Source organism: Methyloversatilis sp., from assembly GCF_051861465.1.
GTDB lineage: Bacteria > Pseudomonadota > Gammaproteobacteria > Burkholderiales > Rhodocyclaceae > Methyloversatilis.
Genome location: NZ_JBHYCQ010000008.1, coordinates 82113 through 104173 on the forward strand (window position 1 = coordinate 82113; position 22061 = coordinate 104173).

A 22061-nucleotide genomic window follows, 5' to 3' on the forward strand; every position below is an offset into this window, starting at 1 on the left:
AAGGATCGAATGATGGAAGCGCTCTATATCTTCATGCTCGCCGCCTTCACCGGTTATGAGGTGATTGCCCGTGTGCCGGTCATCCTGCACACCCCCCTGATGTCGGGTTCCAACTTCGTGCACGGCGTCGTGCTCGTCGGTGCCATGGTCGTGCTCGGCCATGCCGATCCGGAAGATCCGCTGCAGCTCGCCATCGGCTTCATCGCCGTGGTGCTGGGCGCGGCGAATGCTGCCGGCGGCTATGTCGTGACCGAGCGCATGCTCGCCATGTTCACCAAGAAGAACTGAGGGAGCCGACAACGTGACTGCAAAACTCCTGGTCGACGCCTCCTATTTCGTCGTCGCCGTACTGTTCATCCTCGGCCTCAAGGCCATGGCCTCGCCAGTGACCGCTCGCAAGGGCATCGTGTGGGCAGGCATCGGCATGGTGGTGGCCACCCTGGTCACCTTCTTCACGCCCGGCATGCAGAACTTCGGGCTCATCATCCTCGCCATCGTCATCGGCGGCGTCGCAGCCTGGTGGTCGGGCAAGGTGGTGAAGATGACCGACATGCCGCAGATGGTCGCCATCTACAACGGCATGGGTGGCGGTGCCGCCGCAGCGATCGCCGCGCTCGAATTTGCGCGCGGGGGCGTGCATGGCGTGGTGTTCACGACGCTGGCCACATTGGGCGCGCTGATCGGCGCCGTGTCGTTCTCGGGTTCCTGCGTGGCGTTCGCCAAGCTGCAGGGTCTGATGAACAAGGCGTGGCGGCTGCCGGCGCAGAACGCCGTCAACATCGTGCTGGCACTGGTCACCATTCTGGTGGGCGTCGGCATCGTGGTCAGCGGCGACCCGACGCCGACCCAGATCATCACGTTCTTCGTGCTGTCGCTGGTGCTGGGCGTCATCATCACGCTGCCGATCGGTGGCGCCGACATGCCGGTGGTCATTTCGCTGTTCAATGCCTTCACCGGTCTGGCCGTGGGCTTCGAAGGCTATGTGCTGGGCATTCCGGCGCTGATCATCGCAGGCATCGTCGTGGGTGCCGCCGGTACGCTGCTGACACAGCTGATGGCCAAGGCGATGAACCGCCCGATCACCAACATCCTGTTCTCGCCGATCACCGGCGAAGCGCAGGCGGGCTCGGGCCCGACCGGCACGATGAAGGAATGCTCGTCGATGGATGCCGCCTCGATGATGCGCTACGCGCAGAAGGTCATCATCGTGCCCGGCTACGGCATGGCGGTGGCCGGCGCGCAGCACAAGGTCTATGAAATGACCAAGCTGCTGGAAGAGGCGGGCGTCGAGGTGAAGTTCGCCATCCACCCGGTGGCGGGCCGCATGCCGGGCCACATGAACGTGCTGCTGGCCGAAGCCGGCGTGCCCTACGAGCAGATCTTCGACCTGGAAGAAATCAACGAAGAGTTCTCGCAGGCCGACGTGGCACTGGTCATCGGCGCCAACGACGTCGTGAATCCGGTGGCCCGCACCGACAAGACCAGCCCGATCTACGGCATGCCCATCCTGAACGCCGACAAGGCGCAGAACGTCATCGTGATCAAGCGCGGCAAGGGCGCCGGCTATTCCGGCATCGAGAACGCGCTGTTCTTCGAAGAGAACTGCCGCCTGTGCTATGGCTCGGCGCAGGGTGTCGTGTCGGAAATGATCGGCCACGTGAAGTCGCTGAGCTGATCGGCCGGCACCCCGTGAAACCGCGTGTCCGCGCAAGCGGCACGCGGTTTTTTATGTATCGAATGCCCGGCGCACGTTCGCTGCGCTGGCCAAAGACCGGTTCGCGGCGGACGTCCTTCATGAGCCGACAACCGGCCCGGGGAATCCGCGGGTTGTCACCCGGCCCGATTAGGGCTATACGCATGACGGGCCTCGGCGCGGATCATCCCCGATGCGTCGCCTTGAGCGGCCTGCGGTGCAGTGCGACACGCCTTCCATTCGCGCTGTTTTCCGAACGTCTACACACTCCAACCCACCCTGGAAGGGACAGGCCATGTCGAAAAAAGATTCCGAAAGTGCATCGCCGCCCGATCCGACGGCGAACCGGATACTTGCATCACTGCCTGACAAGGACCTCGCGCGCCTGCTGCCCGATCTTGAACTTGTCGAGATGCCGATAGGCTGGACCCTGTCGGAATCCGGCGATCACGTGAATTTCCTGCACTTTCCGGTCGCCGGCATCGTGTCGCTGCTCTATTCGCTGGAAGACGGTTCTTCCAGCGAAACCGCGCTGGTCGGCAAGGAGGGCATGGTCGGCATTTCGATCTTCATGGGCGGCGAGAGCATGCCGACCAGTACCGAAGTGCAGAGCGCCGGTCAGGCCTACCGTCTCAGTCGCAAGGTGATGCAGAACGAATTCGGGCTCGGCGGTCATCTGCAGGCTTTGGCGCTGCTGTTCACGCAGGCGATGATCAGCCAGACGGCGCAGAACGCAGTGTGCAACCAGCACCATGAACTGGCCCAGCAGATGTGCCGCTGGCTGTTGATGAGCATCGACCGGCTCGACGGCTGCGAGCTGGCCGTCACACAGGAGCGGGTCGCCAAGTTGCTCGGCGTGCGGCGCGAAAGCGTGACGCAGACCTTGGGGTTGCTGGAGAAGGAAGGCCTGATCGAGCGCTCGCGCGGCCTCATCACCGTCGTCAAGCGCTCGAAGATGGAAAAGCGCGTGTGCGAGTGCTACGGCGTCGTGAAGGAGGAGTACGACCGTCTGTTGCCGGCGCGCAAGCGCAGGAACTGATACGCCGCCCCGGACCGTCCGGTCGATGCCCCGGTGGTGTACGACGCACGGGTCCGGGGCACAATCCAGCATTGCCGAACGCTTGCCCTGCCTCATGCGCATGCCCTACACCCTGCTGCCGGATGAGATCGAATTCACCGCCATTCGCGCCCAGGGTGCCGGCGGTCAGAACGTCAACAAGGTATCGAGCGCGGCGCATCTGCGCTTCGACATCGGCGCCTCGTCGCTGCCGGACGAACTGAAGGCGCGCCTGCTCGTGCTCGGCGATCAGCGCATCACCCATGAAGGCGTCGTGGTGATCAAGGCGCAGACCTTCCGCAGTCTGGAGAAGAACCGTGCCGAGGCCCTGCGCCGCCTGGACGAACTGATCGGCACAGCCGCCCATGTCGCAAAGACACGCCGTCCGACGCGGCCCGGCCGCGCGGCGATCGAACGAAGGCTGGCGGGCAAGACGCACCGCTCGGCGATCAAGGCCGGTCGGCGGGGCGGCGACGAATGAGCACGGCCGGACACCCCATGCCGCGTCGTGCTGCGCCGTGCCGGCGTCCGTCGCTCTTCATGCACTGCACCGACACGCCGTGACGCCCGGACTTTTCCGCCTGCTGATCGCGCTCTACCTGCTGTGCGTGGTACTGGCGGTCGTGTCGCATATCGCCACCGCAGCTGATCTGCCCGAGCCGCTCCGCGGGTACATTGCGGCGCAGGACGAAACCAGCTGGATGACCGGCACCGGCGGCATGGTCTATCTGGCGCTGGCATCGATCTCGACGGCCGGCCTGCTGCTGTTCCGGCGCTGGGCGCGCCCGTTGTTCGCCGTTGTCGCGCTGGCGGGCTGCGTGCCGTGGGATGGCGCGACCGCCTACCCGCCGCTGGAATACCTGTTCGTCAATCTCGAATTCATGCTCGCCGGTGCCGTGATTGCGTCGAGCTGGGCGCCTGCCGTGAGCGCCCGCTTCGCGCGTCGCTGAGTGGCGGCTGCAAACGCGGCGCGCGATTCAATGGCAACAGTCCCTAACGTACGCCGACGCGCAGCGACAGCGGCCAGCTGATCGTCCGCGCCATGTCCGGGTCGCCCCAGGCGGCGTGCAGCGCGACCGACAGCCGTTCCACCGGATCGAAGCCATGCGCGGCCTTGAAGCGCGCGGTGGCCGACCAGCTGCGCAGGTAGCCGAGCAGCTGCGCCGGCGTCCAGCGCGCCGACAGCGCGAAGTCCGGTGCGGGCAGCAGCGGAAACGGGAAAGGCAGATCGCGGTATCCCGTTTCGACATGATGTCGTTCGGCGGGCCACCAGGGGCCGACCTCATCGCGATAGAAGTGCTGCACGAGGGGGGCCACTGCGTCGCCTTCGTCGCCGACATGCAGCACGCCGTAACACCATGCCGCGATCACGCCACCCGGCTTCAGTACCCGCCGCACTTCAGGGTAGAAGCGGTCGAGATCGAACCAGTGCAGCGCCTGGGCGACGACGACCAGATCCACCGATGCATCGTCCAGCCCCGACGCCTCGGCGGGTGCAACCCGGTAGTCGACGCGTGCATGCGGGGTGGCTTCGGCGATCTGGGCGGCGCTGGCGTCGGTCGCGATGACCCGCTCGAACACGCGGCCGAGATCGACCGCCGCCTGACCGGTGCCGGTGCCGCAGTCCCACACGCAGTCGCGCGCGGCGCACCGGTCGGCCAGCCAGTCGAACAGTGCCGGCGGATAGGTCGGGCGGCTGCTGGCGTACTGGCTGGCCAGCGTGGCGAAATGATCGGCGAACGTGGCAGTCATGGTTCGACGGTTACGCGGCAGGTGCGTGGCCGATGTCGACGCACAGATACTTGATGTCGAGATAGTCCTCGATGCCGTGTTTCGACCCTTCGCGCCCGAAGCCGGACTGCTTGATGCCACCGAACGGGGCGACTTCGTTCGATATGCGTCCGGTGTTCAGGCCGACCATGCCGAAGTCCAGTGCTTCGGCGACGCGCCAGCCGCGGCCGATATCGCGTGTATACAAATAGGCGGCGAGTCCGGATTCGGTGTCGTTGGCCAGCGCGATGGCTTGCGCTTCGGAATCGAAACGGAACACCGGCGCCACCGGGCCGAACACCTCTTCGCGTGCGATGTGCATCGCAGGGGTCACATCGGCCAGCACGGTCGGTTCGAAGAAGGTGCCACCGAGCGCATGGCGGCGTCCGCCGCACAGCACCCGCGCACCCTTCGCCTTCGCATCGGCGATCAGCGCCTCGACCTTCTCGAGTCCGGCCATGTTGATCAGCGGCCCCTGTTCGACACCCGGATCGGCGCCGTCGCCGACCACCAGCCGCGCCGACGCGTCGGCCAGGCCGGCGACGAAGGCTTCATGTACGCCGGACTGCACGAAGAAGCGATTGGCGCACACGCAGGTCTGGCCGCTGTTTCGGTACTTGGCTGCCAGCGCGCCCTGCACTGCGGTATCGACATCGGCGTCGTCGAACACGATGAAGGGTGCGTTGCCGCCCAGTTCGAGCGACAGCCGTTTCAAGGTCGGTGCGCACTGCGCCATCAGCCGCCGGCCGACCGCCGTAGAGCCAGTGAAGGACAGCTTGCGTACCGCCGGATCTGCGCACAGGGCGTCGCCGATCCGTGCCGGATCGCCGGTGATCACGTTGAGCACGCCCGGCGGCACACCGGCGCGCATGGCCAGTTCAGCCAGCGCAAACGCCGTCAGTGGCGTCAGTTCCGACGGCTTCACGACGACCGTGCAGCCGGCCGCCAGCGCCGGTGCAACCTTGCGCGTGATCATCGCCAGCGGGAAATTCCACGGCGTGATGGCGGCGCACACGCCGACCGGCTGGCGCAGCGTCAGCAGCCGGGTGTTGGACGCCGGCGAAGGAATGGTGTCGCCATAGACGCGCTTGCCTTCTTCGGCAAACCACTCGACGAAGGAGGCGCCGTACTTGACCTCGCCGCGCGACTCGGCCAGTGGCTTGCCGCCCTCGGCCGTGATCAGTGCCGCGAGCGCCTTTTCGTGCGCCAGGATCAGTGCGAACCAGTCACGCAGCACGCCGGCGCGTGCCGCGGCGGTACGTGCGCGCCAGCCGGGCAGGGCGCGTGCAGCCGCGTCGATCGCCCGGGCGGTTTCCGCAGCGCCACAGCGGGGCACGTCGGCCAGCCATTCGCCGGTCGCCGGATTGCGCACGGTCAGCGTGGCGCCTTCGTCGGCCGCGATCCACTGGCCGTCGATCAGGTTGGCGCTGCGAAGCAGCGCAGATACAAGATTCAAGATGCAAGACTCAAGTTGGAGGCTGCCACGACAGGAAAGGCCCAACCGCTTTATGCTTGCTGCTTGAATCTTGCAGCTTGCATCCGATTCTCACCCGAACAGCCCGAGCGCCATCAGCAGCGGCAGCGACAGCCAGAACAGCAGCGTACTCCAGCCGATCAGCAGTGCCGAGGCGGCGGCATCGATCTTGAAGCGCTCGGCCAGTAGCAGCGAGGTCATGAAGGTCGGGGTGGCGCATTCGACCAGCGAGGCGCGCTGCGCTTCGGTCGGCGCGTCGGACCACAGCAGCACGATGGCCCAGATCAGCAGCGGTGCGACCAGCAGCTTGACCGATGCGGCGACCAGCACTTCGGTGCGCGGCACCAGCCGGCGCCAGGGAATGGTCATGCCGAGCACGAACACGATGACCGGGATGGCCGCCTGACCGATGAAGCGCGCCGCCTCGATCAGCGGCGGGTAGGCCAGTCCGCTGTACTGCGCGCCCAGTCCGAGCGCGAAAGCCCAGATCGGCGGCATCATCAACACGGTGCGCAGCACGTCCGGGCGTTCGCCGTCGGCATGCGAACCGAGCCGGGTGGCGATCCACACGCCCAGCGTCCACACGACCGGCATGGTCATGAACATGTCGTTGAAGATGGCGTAGCGCATGGCGCCGGCGCCGAAGAAGAACTCCAGCACCGGGGCGCCGACGTTGAAGGTGTTGCCGAACATGCCGCCGAGCATCAGCGACGCGCGCGTTGTGTCGTGCAATCCGGCGCCCAGCCGTGTCTTCCACAGCAATACATAGAGCAGCGCGCCATTGGCCAGCGTGCCGATGCCGACCAGCAGCGGCACCGTCAGCAACTCGAAGCTGATCGGCGTGCTGGCGGCGACCGCGAACAGGATGGCCGGATAGAACAGGTAGAGCACCAGCCGGTTCAGCTGTGCGCGCAGCACGCCTGCATCGTGACCCTCGCCCATGCGCATCGCCCACCAGCCACCGGCCGCGACCAGCAGCGACAGCGGCAGCATGACCTGCACCATCAGGCCGAGCAGAGTGCTGCCCAGCGTCACGCCTGCACCTCGGTCAGATTGCGGCCGCGCGTTTCGGTCACCAGGGCCGCACCGGCCAGACCGATCAGCGCAGCGACGACGAACACCGACATGCCGGACGCCATGGCGGCAGCGGTCGGCTCGCCCGGGCCGCCGATCTCGCGTTCGATCACCCAGCCGACCAGCGGCTGCTGGATGGCGGCGCCGAGAAAGCAGCCGACGTTGACCACGCTGGTGGCCATGCCCGACAGCGCCGGCGGATTCACCTCCTTTGCGCTGGCCCAGCTCAGTGTGAAGGCGGCGGCCGACATGCCGAGCAGCGCGAACAGCGCATGGCTGGCCAGCGGTGTCAGCGGTATGCCCTGGGTCAGTGGCTGCCAGCACAGCAGATAGACGGTGCCGACTACCAGCATGACGCTCTTGCGCCGGCGCAGCCGGTCGGAGAGGCGACCGATGAACAGCGCGCCGACGGCAAAGGCGACCAGCATCAGGGTGGCGTGCTGCGCCGCCAGCGCGCGATCCATGCCCTGAACCTTCATCAGCCAGGGCACACACCACAGGCCGGCGAATGAAAAGAAGCTGCCGGCGATGCCCAGATTGACGAACAGCCCGGGCCAGGTTGAACGGTTCCCGGCGACGCGCCGCAGTCCGGCTTTCCAGTCGTCGGCCAGTGGCGCATGCGCCGGCTTGCCGGACAGCTCGCGCAATGACGGCAGGCCGGCGTCTTCCGGCCGGTCACGCACATGCAGCCAGGTCAGCACCGCCAGCAGCATCGACAGCAGGCCCAGCGACACGAACACGGAGCGCCACGACACCACGCCCACCAGCCAGGCCAAGGGCGTCGCCGCGACGGCCGCCCCGAGGTTGCCGATGAACTGGGTCAGCCCGCTCATCGTGGCGAAGCGGCTTTCCGGAAACCAGGCGGCGTTGATCTTGAGCAGTGCCAGAAATGGAAAGGACACGCCCAGCCCCACAAGTGCGCGGCCGACCACGGCGACGAACAGCGAATCCGCCTGGGCGAAGATGATCGAACCAATGCCGGCGATGACGCCCCCGAACGCCACGATGCGACGCGGCCCGAGCGTATCCATCAGCACGCCGGTCGGGATCTGCATCACCGTGTAGATCCAGAAGTAGCTGGCGGCCAGGATGCCCAGAGACGCCGGGCCCACCGCGAAGTCGCGCGTCAGCTCGCCCGCGATGGCGGCCGGCGCGGTGCGATGGAAGAACACCAGCACATAGGAGCAGGCGAGCAGCAGGAAGGCGGTCCAGCGCAGGCGGACCAGCAGTCGATTCGGTTCTGCAGGAGGCATCGATCGGATTTTACGTGGCGCAGCAGGAATGCGGAGGTGCATCGGCACCTCCGCAGCGTGCTGTGACGGTTACGTCAGTTGTACAGATAGTTCGGCAGCCACAGGCCGATGCCGGGGAACATGTAGAGCAGGATCAGCATGATCACCTGGATGCCCATGAAGGGCAGCATGCCGGCGAAGATCTGGTTCAGGGTCACGTGCGACGGCGCGACGCCCTTCAGGTAGAAGGCCGACATCGCCACCGGTGGTGACAGGAAGGCGGTCTGCAGGTTGATCGCCACCAGCAGGCCGAAGAACAGCGGGTCGATGTTGAAGTGCGCCAGCAGCGGCACGAAGATCGGCATGAAGATGACGATGATTTCGGTCCATTCGAGCGGCCAGCCGAGGATGAAGATGATGCACTGCGCGAGGATCATGAACTGGATCGGGGTCAGATCCATCGACAGCACGAAATTCTCCACCAGCTCCTGTCCGCCCAGCAGCGCGAACGCGGCCGAGAAGATGGCGCTGCCGACGAACAGCCAGCACACCATGGCCGAGGTCTTGGCGGTCAGGAAGACCGACTCCTTGATGACCCCGAAATTCAGCTGGCCGTAGGCCGCCGCCAGCAGCGCGCCGCCGAAGGCGCCGATCGCCGCCGCCTCGGTCGGTGTCGCCAGTCCGAACACGATGGAACCGAGCACCGCCAGGATGAGCACGGCCAGCGGAAAGAAGGACGACAGCAGCATCTTGAAGATTTCCAGCCGCTCGAAACTGAGGATGGCGTAGAACGCAATCAGCAGCACGGCGCAGATGGCGCAGGCAATCCAGAAGCTCGATGGGGCGGTCGGCGCGGCGACGGCGTCGTTCGCAGCGGGCGTTTCGGCACCCGGTTCGGCCAGTGAGGGAGCCGGCGCTTCGGCGGCCATGGGCGCCGCTCCGGGCGGTTCCGCGAGACCTGCTTCCTGCGGTGGCTCGGATACGCCCGCCTCGGGCGGCTCGGACAGTCCCGATTCCAGCGGTGGTTCGCCCAGTCCGCCTTCGGCCGGCGGCTCTGCCAGCCCGCCATCGCTGTCCGGTTCGGCCAGTGTTGACGATGAATAGCTGCTTTCGAACGATTCAAGACCGGCCGGCACTTCGTCGATCACCTTCACCGCCGTCATCGAGCCGTGGATGGCGAACAGCGATACCGTCACCGCGATCAGCGGCAGCAGCGCGAGTCCGAGCTGGCCGAGCAGATTGCCCATCGGCACATCGGCGTTGCGTGGGCCTTTCAACGCAGCCAGCAGCGAGGGCAGGGCACGCGAGCCGTACTGGCGCGCCACCTGCGACGCAAGTGCCGGCAGCGGAACGTGGCGTTCGGCCTCGGGCAGCGGCGGCGCCCAGTCGGGGCGCAGCTTGGCCATGATGATCACGTACACCATGTACAGACCAGCCAGCATCAGGCCGGGGAAGAAGGCCCCGGCATACAGCTTGACCACTGACACGCCAGCCGTCGCGCCGTAGACGATCAGCATGACCGACGGTGGAATCAGGATGCCGAGGCAGCCACCGGCCGTGATGACGCCGGCCGACAGGCGCACGTCGTAGCCGGCGCGCAGCATGGCCGGCAGCGCCAGCAGACCCATCAGCGTGACCACCGCGCCGACGATGCCGGTGGCGGTGGCGAAGATGGCACAGGTCACCAGCGTGGCGATCGCCAGCGATCCGGGCAGGCGGGACATCGCCAAATGCAGGCTCTTGAACAGCTTTTCGATCAGGTTGGCGCGCTCGACCAGATAGCCCATGAACACGAACAGCGGAATCGAGATCAGCACGTCGTTGGTCATGACCGAAAACGCGCGCTGCACCATCAGGTCCAGCGTCTGCTGGGTTGCGATGTCCGGGTTCTGCGAGCGGTAGGCGAGCCAGGCGAAGATGACGCCCATGCCCATCAGCGTGAACGCGGTCGGAAAGCCCAGCATGATGGCCACCACGACCAGCGCCAGCATCAGCAGGCCGAGGTGGCCGGTCGTCCATTCCGACGGCGCGGGCATCAGGATGGCCGTGGCGGCGATGATGATCGCCATCAGGCCGAAGCCGAAACGCAGTTCCTTTCTCATTTTGCGCTCCCGGCCGGCGCCTCTTCAGGCAGATCGGCGTGCACCATGTGGCGCAGCTTTTCGACGTCGACCTCCTCCACGTCGCGCACGCGCGACGGCCATTCACCCTGGCGGATGCAGATGATGCAGCGCAGGATTTCGACCACGCCCTGCAGCATCAGCGAGGCACCGGCCAGCGGAATGATGGCCTTGAACGGGTAGATCGGCGGGCCGTCGGCCGACACCGAAGAATGTTCGTTGATCACCCAGGATTCGGACGCGAAGTCCCAGCCGGCCCAGCACAGCGCCAGCACGCCCGGAATGAAGAACACGAAGTACAGGATGAGGTCCAGCGTGGCCTGGGTGCGCGGCCGGAAGAAGCCGTACAGCACGTCGCCGCGCACGTGACCGCTCGCCGCCAGCGTGTAGGCGCCGGCCATCATGAACAGTGTGCCGTACAGCATGTAGGTGGCGTCGAACACCCAGGCGTGCGGCGAATTCAGCACGTAGCGGGAAAACACTTCCCAGGTGATGACCAGCGTCAGCAGCACCACGGTCCACGCAAAGGCGTGTCCGACCAGGGTGTTGAATCGATCTATGCGCAGCAGCAGTTGTTGCATGGCGGTTTCCTGATCCGGCAGGCACGCGCATCGATGCCCGAAATGAAAAAACCGGCGCCCCGTTCGGTAGCGCCGGTCTGTTGGCTATCGCCGGGGCTCAGCCCTTCTTCGAGAAGAAGTGGTCGTACGCCATGCGGAAATTGACGGTGGTGTCGTTCTGCCAGGCCGCGGCGCGCTTCGCAAACGTACGCTGCGATTCGAGCACCTTGGCGAACAGCGGATTTTCCGACGCCTTCTTCTCGGTCACCTTGTCCCATGCGGCCAGCTGCGCCTTCAGGATCGGGTCCGGCGTCTTGTAGAACTTCACGCCCTGCTTGTCGCGCATTTCCTGGTAGGCGGTCGAGTAGCGGTCGATCGCCTTCCAGGACATTTCGGCCGAAGCAGCCGGAACGGCCGACGCGATGATGGCGCGCAGGTCGGGCGCCAGCGCCTCCAGGCGCTTCTTGTTGAACAGGATTTCGAACTGTTCCGACGCCTGGTGGAAGCTCTGCAGCATGCACACCTTGGCCACATCGGGGAAGCCGAGCACCTGGTCGCTGGACGCGTTGTTGAACTCGGCCGCATCGAGCAGGCCGCGGTCCATCGCCGGCACGATTTCGCCGCCAGGCAATGCATTGACCGACACGCCCATGTCGGTGAACACGTCGATCGACAGGCCGACGGTACGGAACTTCAGGCCCTTCATGTCTTCCGCCTTGGACACCGGCTTCTTGAACCAGCCGAGCGGCTGGGTCGGCATGGGGCCGTACATGTAGGACACGACGTCCATGTTGAGGCTCTTGTAGATTTCTTCCAGCAGCGCCTTGCCGCCACCGAATTCGTGCCACGCCAGCAACATGTTGGCGTCCATGCCGAAGGCCGGGCCGGAGCCCCACAGCGCAAGCGCGGAATTCTTGCCGTACCAGTAGGCGATCACGCCGTGGCCGCCATCGAGCGTGCCCTTGTTGACCGCATCCAGCAGGTCGAACGCCTTCACCACCGAGCCGGCGGGCAGCACGTCGATCTTCAGGCGGCCACCCGACATTTCATTGACCAGCTTGGCGTAGTCCTGGGCGAATTCGTGAAAGATGTCTTTTGCCGGCCAGGTGGACTGAAAGCGCAGTGTGATCGGCGACTGGGCGACCGAAATGCTCGGGAAGGCGACTGCCGCCGTACCGGCTGCGGTGCCGGCGGCTCTGGCCAGGAAATTTCTGCGGGCTGATTGGGGTTTGTTCTGTTCGGACATGTCTTGCTCTCCTCATCGTCGTTGTTGTGACCGCATCCTGCTGTGCGGTGCAATGCTCGCCGTGTGCCGTACAGCTACGACGCCCGGTGATGCTAACCCCGGCGTACCGGCCACCACAAGGCGCAGTGCAGCGTCGCTGCGCAGGCGCGCGCACCGTATATTTTCTGCCTTACGGTTTCCTTACTTCACCAGGCCCCAGTTCTGCAATCGCTGAAAGGCGAACTGCGCCTGCGCGTCCTTGTTGCCGCTGCGGATGTAGGCCGCGTAGTGCTGGCTGGCGTTGCGCTTGTCCTGCATCGATTCGTAGGCAACACCCTTCAGGAACAGCGTCGACGGGTTGCCCGGCAGGATGCGGTCGTAGGCATTGAACGATGCCAGCGCTTCCTGCGGCCGGTTCAGCGCCAGCCTGGACACGCCGCGCTGGTAAAGCGCCTGGCCTTCGCCGGGATAGACCTCCGCAGCGCGTGCGAAATGGCGGTCGGCATCTTCATACTGTTTCTGCGCAATCAGGCACTTGCCCATCAGCACATTGCCGCAGTAGTCGTCCGGCGCGACCTTCAATGCCTTCGCGAAGTTGCCCTCCGCCTCTTCGATCGATTTCTTCGCCATCAGCGACTCACCGTCCTGCTGCGCCTTGATGGCGGGCGCAATGCGACGCAGCGACGCCGTGTTGTCCATGTAGCGTTCGCGCGACAGCTTCTTGTTGCGCAGCGAACCATAAGTGCCCTGCGCCTCGCGTTCGGCGGTGGCATAGCGCTCGTCGGACATCGGGTGCGACGAGAACATGGTCTGCAGCAGGCTGGGCTTGGCCTTGTTCTGGCTGCGCAGCATGTCCATCAGATTCACCATGCCGTCCGGGTTGTAGCCGGCCTTGGTCATGTATTCCAGGCCCAGCGCATCCGCCTGGCGCTCGTCGCTGCGCGAGTAGCCGGCCAGCAGCGCACTGGCGCCGACCTGGGTCGCGATATTGGCCAGCGGTGCGGCGCCCCGGTAGTCGGACATCGCCACCGCGACATTCACCGCCGTGGCGCCGGCCTGGGCAATCATCGAACGGCCGGCCTGCTTGGCACTGTGACGGGCATTGACGTGGCCCGTCTCGTGGCCGAGCAGGGCGGCCAGTTCGTCCTCGCTGTCCATGTCGAGCATGATGCCGCGCGTGACCGCCATGCTGCCGCCGGGGAAGGTGTAGGCGTTGATGTAATTGGCGTTCACGACGCGTGCGTTGTACGGCACCTCCGGCCGATGCGTGTTCTTCGCCAGCGACAGTTCGAGGTTGTTCACGTAGCGGTTCAGGGCGTTGTCCTGTACCGCGCCGTAGTCGGCCGAGAACTGCTTCGGCGAATGCTGGCGGTCGATGCCCAGTTCGCCTTCCTCGGACATTCCGACGACGACCTGCTTGCCGGTGATCGGGTCGGTCGCACAGCCGGTCAGCTGAGGCAGCGTTACCGCGGCGCCGGCGATGCCGGACAACCAGAGGAAGTCGCGGCGCGACATTTCGCGGCGGAAGTAGCGGTCATGTGACATGTGTTTCGGTCCTTTCGATCATCAGTCTGCGCGGACACCACAACGGTTCGATGCGACATGGCGCTGACGACACTTCGCTTCAGATTCAAGATCAAGCTTCCAGGCGCAAGGTCGGGCGCCGCTTTCAGAGTGGTTCGGCGTGCTCGACCATCAGTTGTATCCGGCGTACGCCCTGGTATTCGTTGATGTCCAGCCGGTAGGCGGCGGTCACGCGCGCCGGCAGCGGTTCCGCGCGGTTGAACCAGATGGCGTCGAAGCTTGCACCGTCCTTCACCAGCGCGAGCTTCAGGTGCTTGTCCTTCAGCAGGCGCTGGTTGCGCACTTCGAAGCGGTCGGAAAAAACCGGCGGTGGAAACCCCTGGCCCCATGTTTCAGCTTCGATCAGCGTCGCCGCATTGAGGTTCATCAGGGACGCTTCCAGCGCACCATCGGTTTCTATGGTGCGGGTCAGCGCGGAAGGTTCCACCATGTCGGCGACCGCCCGTTCGAAGGCGGTTCGAAAGCGGTCGAGGTCGTGTTCGAGCAGCGTCAGGCCGGCTGCCATGGCGTGCCCGCCGAAGCGGATGATGAGGCCGGGTTCGCGCTTGGACACCAGATCGAGTGCGTCGCGCAGGTGCAGGCCGGAAATCGAGCGGCCCGAGCCCTTGATTTCACCCTCGTGGCCGCGCGCGAAGGCGATGGTCGGGCGGTGCGCGCGCTCCTTGATGCGCGAGGCGACGATGCCGATGACGCCCTGGTGCCAATCCGGGTGGAACAGCGACAAGGACTTCGACTCGCCGATATCGATGCCGGCCAGTTGCGCCTCGGCGTCTTCCTGCATGCCCTGTTCGATTTCGCGCCGCTCGCGGTTGATCGCGTCGAGCTGCTGCGCCAGACCGAGCGCGCGCGCGAAGTCGTCGGTGATCAGGCATTCGATGCCGAGCGACATGTCCGACAGCCGTCCGGCCGCGTTCAGCCGCGGCCCGAGCGCGAAGCCCAGGTCGAAGGACTGTGCCTGCGACGGCTCGCGCCCGGCCGCGGCGAACAGCGCGCGCAGACCGGGCACCATGTTCCCGGCACGGATGCGCTGCATGCCCTGGGTGACCAGAATACGGTTGTTGTGGTCCAGTTTCACCACGTCGGCCACGGTGCCGAGTGCCACCAGATCGAGCAGATTGCCCAGATTCGGTGCTTCCCGGCCGTCGAACGCGCCGCGGTTGCGCAGTTCGGCGCGCAGCGCCAGCATGACGTAGAACATGACGCCGCAGCCGGCGATGGCCTTGCTCGGGAATGTGCAGCCCGGCTGGTTCGGATTCACGATGACGTCCGCCGCCGGCAGTTCGTCGCCCGGCAGATGGTGATCGGTCACCAGCACCGACATGCCCAGCTCGTTCGCCCGTGCCACGCCCTCGACGCTGGCGATGCCGTTGTCCACGGTGATCAGCATGTCCGGTTCGGCGTGCGCCGCCAGATCGACGATTTCCGGCGTCAGGCCGTAGCCGTATTCGAAGCGGTTCGGTACCAGATAGCTCACGTTGGCGCCCATAGCGCGCAGCGCACGGATGCCGATGGCGCACGCGGTGGCGCCATCGCAGTCGTAGTCGGCGACGATCAGCAGGCGGGCGTCGGCTTCGATCGCATCGGCCAGCATGACCGCGGCGTCGGCCAGCCCGCGCATCGAATCCGGCGGCAGCAGCGCCTTGAGCGAGTAGTCGATCTGGCTGCGGTCCTGTACGCCGCGCGCGGCGTACAGGCGGGCCAGCAGCGGGTGCACGCCCTGCTGGGCGAGCATTTCGCTGCTGCGCAGCGGGACGGGGCGGTGCTTGATGCAGGTCATCGGAATTCCGGCAGGCAGGGGCTGCGCATCAGGGCGACGCAACGACGGAAAAGGGACGGCGCCAGAATTTCATCAGGTCGCGCCGCTGCACGGTGACATCGACGCGGCCGTCGTCGCCGCTCAGCGTCAGCGTGAGCGTCTGTACATCGCCACGCCGGAGCGCTGCCAGTGCCGGCACGATCCAGTGTTGCTCGATGGTGACCGCGGCCTGCGCCCAGGCTTCGGCGTCGAGGTAGAGCGAAGGGGCCAGCGCGGCGTCGAGCACCACGAGATTGTCCGGCAACAACGCCACGTTGACCTGTGCCGGCAGCGGCGCCGTGCGCACGCCGGCCGTCAGTGCCATGCCGCGTGCCAGCGCGTTGTCGGACCATACCTGGATCGGTCGCGCCTGCGCGCGTGCGACCGCCACGCCGGCGCCCCAGAACCACAGGCTGTTGATGGCAGGGCGCCCGGCCTCTTCGCGCGCGGCATTCACCGGGTGGCTGTGAAACAGCATCTGGGTTTCGTTCATCCACTGACGCACCTTCGCGCCATCCGGACCGGATGGCAGGCGTACGTCGATCTTGCGTCCGAGCGCGCCGCCCGGCGGCGTGGTGTCGACGGTGACGGGTTCATGCAGCGCCAGATGGCCGTGACCGCCCGCGCCCATGTAAAGCCAGCCGACATTGGCGAAATGCGCGTTCCACGACGCGCACAGCGCGGCGGCTTCTTCCGCGTCGGGTGCCACATCGGGTGCATCGGTCAGCAGCAGGGCATCGCGCGCGAAGCGCAGATGTACGGCGTCGGCTGCCAGCCATTGCCGGCTGTTGACCGCCTCGCCCTGGCCGGCACGGCGCAGCGCGCCGAACGGTGCCCGCTCGTCGAGCCCGAACAGCGACGCCAGCAGGAATTCGGCCGCCAGCGCCGGCCGCCTCAAGGTGCTGCCGCAACCGGCCAGACGCGACAGTGCCGGCGTCTTCAACGACTGCAGGGCGGGTGGGTGGTGCGGGGATGAAGGCCAAAGCAGGCCGGGCAGAACAATGTGCAGGGACATTGTGCAAGTGTACCCCGCCGGTCGCCCGGACTTCACGGCTTGCATGGACTGTCGGCGCCACCGCGGTGGAAGCGGCGATTCCCTGACGGCCCTGCGGGCGGCGAGCAGTGCCCCGATGGTCGTTGTGCAGAGTGCGCATCGCGGCGAGGCCGCCGCTCCCACAAGACCTTCGCCGCTCGCACGCGGTACGCTGCAAAAGAAAAGCCCCGCACCGGGCGGGGCTTTCCGGAACAACGGCGATGCAACGGCTTACTTCACGCGGTTCTTGTATTCGCCGGTACGGGTGTCGATTTCGATCTTGTCGCCGATCTCGCAGAACAGCGGCACCGACACTTCATAGCCGGTGTTGATCTTGGCCGGCTTGAGCACCTTGCCTGAGGTGTCGCCCTTGACGCCCGGTTCGGTGTAGGTGATTTCGCGCACCACCGAGTTCGGCAGTTCGACCGAAATCGCGCGGCCTTCGTAGAACACCACTTCGCACGCCATGCCGTCTTCGACGTAGTTCAGTGCGTCGCCCATGTTCTCGGCGTCGACTTCATACTGGTTGTAGTCACCATCCATGAAGGTGTACATCGGGTCGGCGAAGTACGAGAAGGTGACTTCGCGGCGCTCGAGGATGACCACGTCGAACTTGTCATCCGCCTTGTAGACCGTTTCCTGACCGGAACCGGTCAGCAGGTTCTTCATCTTCAGCTTGACGACAGCCGAGTTGCGGCCGGATTTGTTGTAGTCGGCCTTGAGCACGACCATGGCTTCGTTGCCGATTTTCACGACGTTGCCGGCGCGCAGTTCCTGAGCGGTTTTCATGCAGGGTTCGTTCCTGTGGGGAGGGTTGTGATTGAAAGCCGCCGATGTACAGCTCGAACCTTTGCAACCCCTGTTGCAACGCTCGCCGCGGCAAACCCAGCATTATATAGGTGGTTGATTAAACATCACAAGCTGTGTCGCGAGGTCGTCCTGGGACGCCAGTGCGACGGCTCGCTGGCGTGCGTGCGACGCCAGATGCGGCAGGTCACCGAGCAGGGCCTGCCAGTCTTGCACCGGGACCGCGTTCGCGCTGTTCCAGCCATGATGAAGCGCGCGCAGGCGCGTCGCCACCTCGGCGGCCAGCCCCTCCGCATGCCGGTCGAGGAAGGCGTCCAGCTTGCGCAGGTGGGCGCCACCATCCTGAGGGTAGATGTGCCACAGCATGGGCCGCGCGGCCCACTGGGCGCGCACGAATGAATCCTCGCCACGCACGATGTTCAGGTCGCACTGCCACAACAGCCGGTCGTAGTCATCCTGGTCCATGAAGGCGAGTACGTGCAGCGAGAGCGCGCCGCGCCGTACGACGTCCCCGGCGCGCAATGGCCGACCGAGTGCCTCGGCCGCCACCGTCAGCGACCGGCTTTCCGGTACCCACAGCTGCACCGGTTGCACATGCGCCGCGAGGGCTTCGATCAGCGTCGCGATCGATCGGCTTTCGTAGCCGAACAGGGAAAGCTGCAGCGCCCCGGCATCGACGGCCATGCCGAGACGCGCCAGATCGTGTTTCCGGGCCGCGGCATCGGCCAGCCAGACGTCGCGCTGTGCCGGCAGATCACGCTCGCGCAGCAGGCCACCGGTGCGCGCCGTGAAACCGGGAAAGAAGAAGCGCTTGGTCAGTCCGCTCGCCGCGTCGTGCGACGGCAGTCCATGGCAGCCTTCCACCCAGGCTTCGGCACTGAGATATTCCAGGTTGATCCAGTCTGGCGGCGGGTGCTGCGCCGCCATGGCCGTCACGAAAGCCGGCGGCAGGTCACAGGCAAAGGCCTCGATGACGCAGCCGGCCGGTACACAGGTCGTGGTGTCGTCATTCCATTGCCTGACCTCGATGCCCGGCTCCGCAGCGCCGCGCGGCTTGATGCGCGCCAGCGCATCCGGCACATCGACCCACAGCCTGACATGCCAGCCCTGGTCGCGCGCCAGGCAGCGCGCAAGCCGCCAGCACACGCCGATATCGCCGAAGTTGTCGATGACGCGGCAGAACAGGTCGGCGCTGCGCCCGGTCAGCGACAACTTCCGTGATGAATCTTGCGTGACAGGGTGCGACATGCCTTCAAGTCCTGAATCCGTTCGTCGTAAAGGGAGAAGTATTCGACATCATCCGTCATTACCTGCCCGCTCAAGGAGTCCAGTCATGCCCATGCAGCGTCCGACGTCCGAAGCACTCGGTTTTCGCCACACCCACCGCACCCTTCAGGCCGGCGAAGACATCCCGCCGATGCCGAGCCTGCTCGACCAGATCGCCCAGATCAATGCGATGGCGCTGGTTGCCGAAGCTGATGGCGAGGCCGACAATGATGACTGGGCCGGCGACGCGGCGATCGACGACGAGGACTGAACCACGCATCGCAGCCACCATTCAGCCGGCGCCCATCCCGGCCGTAAACAGGTCATCTGAACGAAGGACCTGAATCATGCGTGATGTTTCGATCGCCACCCTTGATGGCTGGGTGGCGTACATGGGGGACAAGCCTCTGCCGGTTCTTGCTCGCACCGTGCGTGAACTTGCGGTGCTGCGGGAAAAGGAGAACTCGGTCAGCGCACGCAGCATCGCACAGGTCGTGCTGCACGACCCGCTGATGACCTTGCGGGTGCTCGCCTTCATCGAAGCACGCAATCGCCACAGCCAGCATCACGACATCACGACCATCGAGCGGGCACTGATGATGATCGGCATTTCGCCCTTCTTCAATCATTTCGACGGCCTGCCGACGCTGGAAGATCATCTGCACGGCCATCCGCAGGCGCTGCTCGGCGTCATGCGCGTGATTGCACGCGCGCGCCGCGCGACCAGCTGGGCGCGCGAGTGGGCGCTCATGCGGCACGACATGGACGTGGACGAAATCACCGTCGCCACGCTCCTGCATGACGTCGCTGAAGTGCTGTGCTGGGTGTTTGCGCCCAAACTGTCGCTGGACCTGCGTGACCTGCTGCGCGCCAACCCCGGCATGCGCACGGCGGCCGCGCAAAAGGCGGTGTTCAACGTGACCGCGCATGAACTCCAGCTCGCGCTGGTGCGGGCCTGGAAGCTGCCTTCGCTGCTGGTCGAACTGATGGATGGCAGCCATGCGGCGACGCCGCGCACCCGCAACGTGTCGCTGGCCATCGATCTGGCGCGCCACAGCGCCAAGGGTTGGGACGATCCGGCGTTGCCGGACGATTTTGCGGCGATCGAGGCCTTGCTGCGCGTCAGCCACGAAACCCTGCTCGGCCGGCTTGGCCTGCCGATGGATGGATCACCGCCCCCCACACCGGCGTTGCCGGACGAGCCTGAACGGTCCTGAAGGCCTGATCCGGTTCAGCGGCGCGCCTCCAGCGCCTCCCAGCGGACCATCGCCTGATCGATCAGCGTGGCCAGTTCGCCCAGGCGCGCCGATACTTTCGCCGCATCGGTACCCGTGCCGGCCGACAGGCGATCGGTGAGCGTTGTCTGTTCCGCTTCCAGCGTGGCGATCAGGTCGGGCAGTCCGTCCAGTTCCTTCTGTTCCTTGAAACTGAGCTTCGACTTCGCAGCGGCGGCGGCCACCGGCTTGTCGCCTTTCACAGCCGGCGCGCCGGCGACTTTCGCTGCCGCACTGGCGGCCGCCTGCACCGTGGCGCGCTGCGCCACCCAGTCGGTGTAGCCGCCGATGTATTCGCGCCAGCGTCCGTCGCCTTCGTAGGCAACGGTCTGCGTGACCACGGCGTCGAGGAAGGCGCGGTCGTGCGACACCAGCAGCACGGTGCCGTCGTAGTCCTGCAGCAGTTGTTCGAGCAGGTCCAGCGTTTCCATGTCGAGATCGTTGGTCGGCTCGTCGAGCACCAGCACATTGGCCGGGCGGGCGAACAGCCGCGCCAGCAGCAGGCGGTTGCGCTCGCCGCCGGACAGCGACTCGACCTTGGCACGCGCGCGCTGCGGCGGGAACAGGAAGTCGCCGAGATAGCCGATCACATGCGTGCGCTTGCCGGCGATCTCGACGAAGTCCGAACCCGGGCTGATCACCTCGGCCAGCGTGGCCGAATCGTCGAGTTGGCTGCGGAACTGATCGAAATAAGCGACCTCGATGCGCGTGCCGTTGCGCACCACACCACTGTCGGCCTGCAGCTGACCGAGGATGAGCTTGAGCAGCGTGGTCTTGCCGGCACCGTTCGGGCCGATGAAGCCGACCTTGTCGCCGCGCACGATGCGCGCCGTGAAGTTGCGTACGACCACCTTGTCGCCGAAGCGCTTGCTGACGTCTTCCAGTTCGGCCACCAGCTGGCCCGACGCTTCGCCGCGATCGACCTCGATGCGCGCCCGGCCCATCTGGTCACGGCGCGCCTCGCGCCGGGCGCGCAACTCGTCGAGTCGCTTGACGCGGAATTGCGCCCGCGTGCGCCGCGCCTCGACACCCTTGCGTATCCATACCTCTTCCTGCGCCAGCATCTTGTCGGCGCGCGCCGATTCGAGCGCCTCGGCCGACAGTTCGTCGGCCTTGCGCGCCACATATTCGGCGTAGCGGCCGGGGTAGCTGCGCAGCTGGCCGCGGTCCAGTTCGAGGATGCGGCTGGCGAAGCTGTCGAGGAAGCGCCGGTCGTGAGTGATCACCAGACTGGCGCCACGGAAATCGTTCAGCAGCGTTTCCAGCCACGCAATGCCGTCGAGGTCGAGGTGGTTGGTCGGCTCGTCGAGCAGCAGCATGTCCGGTTCGGCCACCAGCGCGCGCGCCAGCGCCACGCGCTTGAGCATGCCGCCGGACAGCGATTCCACCTTCGCGTCGCCCGGCAGCGCCAGCCGCTCCAGCGCCTGTTCGATGCGCTGTTCGAAGCGCCAGGCCTGATGGTGTTCGAGCGCATCCTGCAGTTCCGACATGCGGTCGAACACGGTTTCGTCGCCGTGCGCCATCGCGTCGGCCACGTCGTGATAATCGATCAGCAGTTGCGCCAGTTCGCCCAGTCCCTGCGCGATCGCGTCGAAAACGCGTGCGCCGGGTTCGAATTTCGGTTCCTGCGACACATAGGCCAGCTTCATGCCGGGCTGGCGCCAGAACGTGCCGTCATCGAGCGCGGCGTCGCCGGCGAGAATCTTCAGCAGGCTGGATTTACCGGTGCCATTGCGTCCGATCAGTGCCAGCCGCTCGCCGGGTTCGACCACCAGCGCGGTGTGGTCGAGCAGCGGCACGTCGCCGAAAGCAAGGCAGGCGTCATCGAGGGTGATCAGTGGCATGGGGAACACGGAAAGTGGAGCGGCGCAGCAGTATATCGCCGCACCGCAGCAAGCCGGTCACCCGGGTACAATCGCGGCCGCCGGCTCCATAGTTGAATGGATACAACAACCCCCTCCTAAGGGGTAGGTACAGGTTCGATTCCTGTTGGGGCCACCAGCACCGCCCGCCCCCGCCCCTCCGCCTTGTCCGCGCGCCCGCCATTCCTGCCGAACCCGGTCAATTCTCACGACCGCCGATTCAAGACCCTGTCCA

At 65.8% G+C, this 22061-nt stretch carries 20 protein-coding genes and 1 tRNA gene; 8 read left to right on the plus strand and 13 right to left on the minus strand.

The annotated features are described in order from the left end of the window. Positions 1–12 precede the first annotated feature (12 nt). The 5 genes from ACTIFF_RS12860 (at position 13) to ACTIFF_RS12880 (ending at position 3700) form a co-directional block, all read left to right on the plus strand. Positions 13–288 carry an NAD(P) transhydrogenase subunit alpha gene (locus ACTIFF_RS12860; protein WP_069040710.1) on the plus strand — a complete coding sequence of 92 codons (276 nt, stop codon included), beginning with the start codon at positions 13–15 and terminating at the stop codon, positions 286–288. 13 nt (positions 289–301) lie between these two features. Further along, positions 302–1675, plus strand: a complete 1374-nt coding sequence (locus ACTIFF_RS12865; protein ID WP_439537185.1) for an NAD(P)(+) transhydrogenase (Re/Si-specific) subunit beta — start codon at positions 302–304, stop codon at positions 1673–1675. A gap of 313 nt (positions 1676–1988) precedes the next feature. Beyond that, positions 1989–2732, plus strand: coding sequence for a Crp/Fnr family transcriptional regulator (locus ACTIFF_RS12870; protein ID WP_439537186.1), 744 nt, complete (start codon positions 1989–1991; stop codon positions 2730–2732). Between the two features lie 100 nt (positions 2733–2832). Continuing rightward, on the plus strand, positions 2833–3231 hold the full coding sequence (arfB, locus tag ACTIFF_RS12875) for an alternative ribosome rescue aminoacyl-tRNA hydrolase ArfB (RefSeq protein WP_439537187.1): 399 nt from the start codon (positions 2833–2835) through the stop codon (positions 3229–3231). A gap of 79 nt (positions 3232–3310) precedes the next feature. Beyond that, positions 3311–3700, plus strand: coding sequence for a hypothetical protein (locus ACTIFF_RS12880; protein WP_439537188.1), 390 nt, complete (start codon positions 3311–3313; stop codon positions 3698–3700). Positions 3701–3743: 43 nt separating this feature from the next. Here ACTIFF_RS12880 and ACTIFF_RS12885 read toward each other — a convergent pair whose 3' ends face one another. The 12 genes from ACTIFF_RS12885 to earP all read right to left on the minus strand — a co-directional run bounded on the left by ACTIFF_RS12885 (position 3744) and on the right by earP (position 18672). Beyond that, complete coding sequence (locus tag ACTIFF_RS12885) at positions 3744–4502, minus strand: class I SAM-dependent methyltransferase (RefSeq protein WP_439537189.1); 759 nt, start codon at positions 4500–4502, stop codon at positions 3744–3746. A gap of 10 nt (positions 4503–4512) precedes the next feature. Beyond that, complete coding sequence (locus ACTIFF_RS12890) at positions 4513–5976, minus strand: NAD-dependent succinate-semialdehyde dehydrogenase (protein WP_439537190.1); 1464 nt, start codon at positions 5974–5976, stop codon at positions 4513–4515. A gap of 90 nt (positions 5977–6066) precedes the next feature. Beyond that, on the minus strand, positions 6067–7029 hold the full coding sequence (locus ACTIFF_RS12895; protein WP_439537191.1) for an AEC family transporter: 963 nt from the start codon (positions 7027–7029) through the stop codon (positions 6067–6069). Then, positions 7026–8321 carry an MFS transporter gene (locus ACTIFF_RS12900; RefSeq protein ID WP_439537192.1) on the minus strand — a complete coding sequence of 432 codons (1296 nt, stop codon included), beginning with the start codon at positions 8319–8321 and terminating at the stop codon, positions 7026–7028. The genes ACTIFF_RS12895 and ACTIFF_RS12900 overlap by 4 nt, the downstream gene beginning before the upstream one ends. Before the next feature lie 74 nt (positions 8322–8395). After that, positions 8396–10402, minus strand: a complete 2007-nt coding sequence (locus ACTIFF_RS12905; protein WP_439537193.1) for a TRAP transporter large permease — start codon at positions 10400–10402, stop codon at positions 8396–8398. After that, a complete protein-coding gene (locus ACTIFF_RS12910; RefSeq protein ID WP_439537194.1) occupies positions 10399–11001 on the minus strand; it encodes a TRAP transporter small permease subunit in 603 nt (200 codons plus the stop codon). The genes ACTIFF_RS12905 and ACTIFF_RS12910 overlap by 4 nt, the downstream gene beginning before the upstream one ends. A gap of 97 nt (positions 11002–11098) precedes the next feature. After that, complete coding sequence (locus tag ACTIFF_RS12915; protein WP_439537195.1) at positions 11099–12226, minus strand: TRAP transporter substrate-binding protein; 1128 nt, start codon at positions 12224–12226, stop codon at positions 11099–11101. Positions 12227–12406: 180 nt separating this feature from the next. After that, positions 12407–13750, minus strand: a complete 1344-nt coding sequence (locus tag ACTIFF_RS12920; protein ID WP_439537196.1) for a M48 family metalloprotease — start codon at positions 13748–13750, stop codon at positions 12407–12409. Between the two features lie 124 nt (positions 13751–13874). After that, positions 13875–15566: a single-stranded-DNA-specific exonuclease RecJ gene (gene recJ, locus ACTIFF_RS12925; RefSeq protein WP_439537197.1), complete on the minus strand. Its 1692-nt coding sequence runs from the start codon at positions 15564–15566 to the stop codon at positions 13875–13877. Between the two features lie 28 nt (positions 15567–15594). After that, positions 15595–16599: a hypothetical protein gene (locus ACTIFF_RS12930; protein WP_439537198.1), complete on the minus strand. Its 1005-nt coding sequence runs from the start codon at positions 16597–16599 to the stop codon at positions 15595–15597. A 249-nt stretch (positions 16600–16848) separates the two neighbouring features. After that, entirely contained in the window at positions 16849–17406 is a 558-nt protein-coding gene (gene efp / locus ACTIFF_RS12935) for an elongation factor P (RefSeq protein WP_306477986.1), read from the minus strand. A gap of 102 nt (positions 17407–17508) precedes the next feature. Then, positions 17509–18672 (minus strand): elongation factor P maturation arginine rhamnosyltransferase EarP, encoded by a 1164-nt coding sequence (gene earP / locus ACTIFF_RS12940; RefSeq protein WP_439537199.1) that lies wholly within the window; start codon positions 18670–18672, stop codon positions 17509–17511. An 85-nt stretch (positions 18673–18757) separates the two neighbouring features. Here earP and ACTIFF_RS12945 point away from each other — a divergent pair, with 85 nt between their 5' ends. Continuing rightward, positions 18758–18961: a hypothetical protein gene (locus tag ACTIFF_RS12945; protein ID WP_439537200.1), complete on the plus strand. Its 204-nt coding sequence runs from the start codon at positions 18758–18760 to the stop codon at positions 18959–18961. Between the two features lie 76 nt (positions 18962–19037). Next, positions 19038–19907, plus strand: a complete 870-nt coding sequence (locus tag ACTIFF_RS12950; RefSeq protein WP_439537201.1) for an HDOD domain-containing protein — start codon at positions 19038–19040, stop codon at positions 19905–19907. Positions 19908–19921: 14 nt separating this feature from the next. Here the strand turns inward: ACTIFF_RS12950 and ACTIFF_RS12955 are convergent, their stop codons facing one another. Continuing rightward, positions 19922–21808: an ATP-binding cassette domain-containing protein gene (locus tag ACTIFF_RS12955; protein WP_439537202.1), complete on the minus strand. Its 1887-nt coding sequence runs from the start codon at positions 21806–21808 to the stop codon at positions 19922–19924. An 82-nt stretch (positions 21809–21890) separates the two neighbouring features. Between ACTIFF_RS12955 and ACTIFF_RS12960 the strand changes: the two genes are divergently transcribed. Next, positions 21891–21965: transfer RNA gene (locus ACTIFF_RS12960), tRNA-Arg, on the plus strand. Positions 21966–22061 lie beyond the last annotated feature (96 nt).

What these genes read in the sequence shown, in the direction of transcription:
- ACTIFF_RS12860 (WP_069040710.1), top strand. Translation starts at nt 13, where the DNA reads ATGGAAGCGCTCTATATCTTCATGCTCGCCGCCTTCACCGGTTATGAG.
- ACTIFF_RS12870 (WP_439537186.1), top strand. Translation starts at nt 1,989, where the DNA reads ATGTCGAAAAAAGATTCCGAAAGTGCATCGCCGCCCGATCCGACGGCG.
- arfB (WP_439537187.1), top strand. Translation starts at nt 2,833, where the DNA reads ATGCCCTACACCCTGCTGCCGGATGAGATCGAATTCACCGCCATTCGC.
- ACTIFF_RS12885 (WP_439537189.1), bottom strand. Translation starts at nt 4,502, where the DNA reads ATGACTGCCACGTTCGCCGATCATTTCGCCACGCTGGCCAGCCAGTAC.
- ACTIFF_RS12900 (WP_439537192.1), bottom strand. Translation starts at nt 8,321, where the DNA reads ATGCCTCCTGCAGAACCGAATCGACTGCTGGTCCGCCTGCGCTGGACC.
- ACTIFF_RS12905 (WP_439537193.1), bottom strand. Translation starts at nt 10,402, where the DNA reads ATGAGAAAGGAACTGCGTTTCGGCTTCGGCCTGATGGCGATCATCATC.
- ACTIFF_RS12910 (WP_439537194.1), bottom strand. Translation starts at nt 11,001, where the DNA reads ATGCAACAACTGCTGCTGCGCATAGATCGATTCAACACCCTGGTCGGA.
- ACTIFF_RS12915 (WP_439537195.1), bottom strand. Translation starts at nt 12,226, where the DNA reads ATGTCCGAACAGAACAAACCCCAATCAGCCCGCAGAAATTTCCTGGCC.
- ACTIFF_RS12920 (WP_439537196.1), bottom strand. Translation starts at nt 13,750, where the DNA reads ATGTCACATGACCGCTACTTCCGCCGCGAAATGTCGCGCCGCGACTTC.
- recJ (WP_439537197.1), bottom strand. Translation starts at nt 15,566, where the DNA reads ATGACCTGCATCAAGCACCGCCCCGTCCCGCTGCGCAGCAGCGAAATG.
- ACTIFF_RS12930 (WP_439537198.1), bottom strand. Translation starts at nt 16,599, where the DNA reads ATGTCCCTGCACATTGTTCTGCCCGGCCTGCTTTGGCCTTCATCCCCG.
- efp (WP_306477986.1), bottom strand. Translation starts at nt 17,406, where the DNA reads ATGAAAACCGCTCAGGAACTGCGCGCCGGCAACGTCGTGAAAATCGGC.
- earP (WP_439537199.1), bottom strand. Translation starts at nt 18,672, where the DNA reads ATGTCGCACCCTGTCACGCAAGATTCATCACGGAAGTTGTCGCTGACC.
- ACTIFF_RS12945 (WP_439537200.1), top strand. Translation starts at nt 18,758, where the DNA reads ATGCCCATGCAGCGTCCGACGTCCGAAGCACTCGGTTTTCGCCACACC.
- ACTIFF_RS12950 (WP_439537201.1), top strand. Translation starts at nt 19,038, where the DNA reads ATGCGTGATGTTTCGATCGCCACCCTTGATGGCTGGGTGGCGTACATG.
- ACTIFF_RS12955 (WP_439537202.1), bottom strand. Translation starts at nt 21,808, where the DNA reads ATGCCACTGATCACCCTCGATGACGCCTGCCTTGCTTTCGGCGACGTG.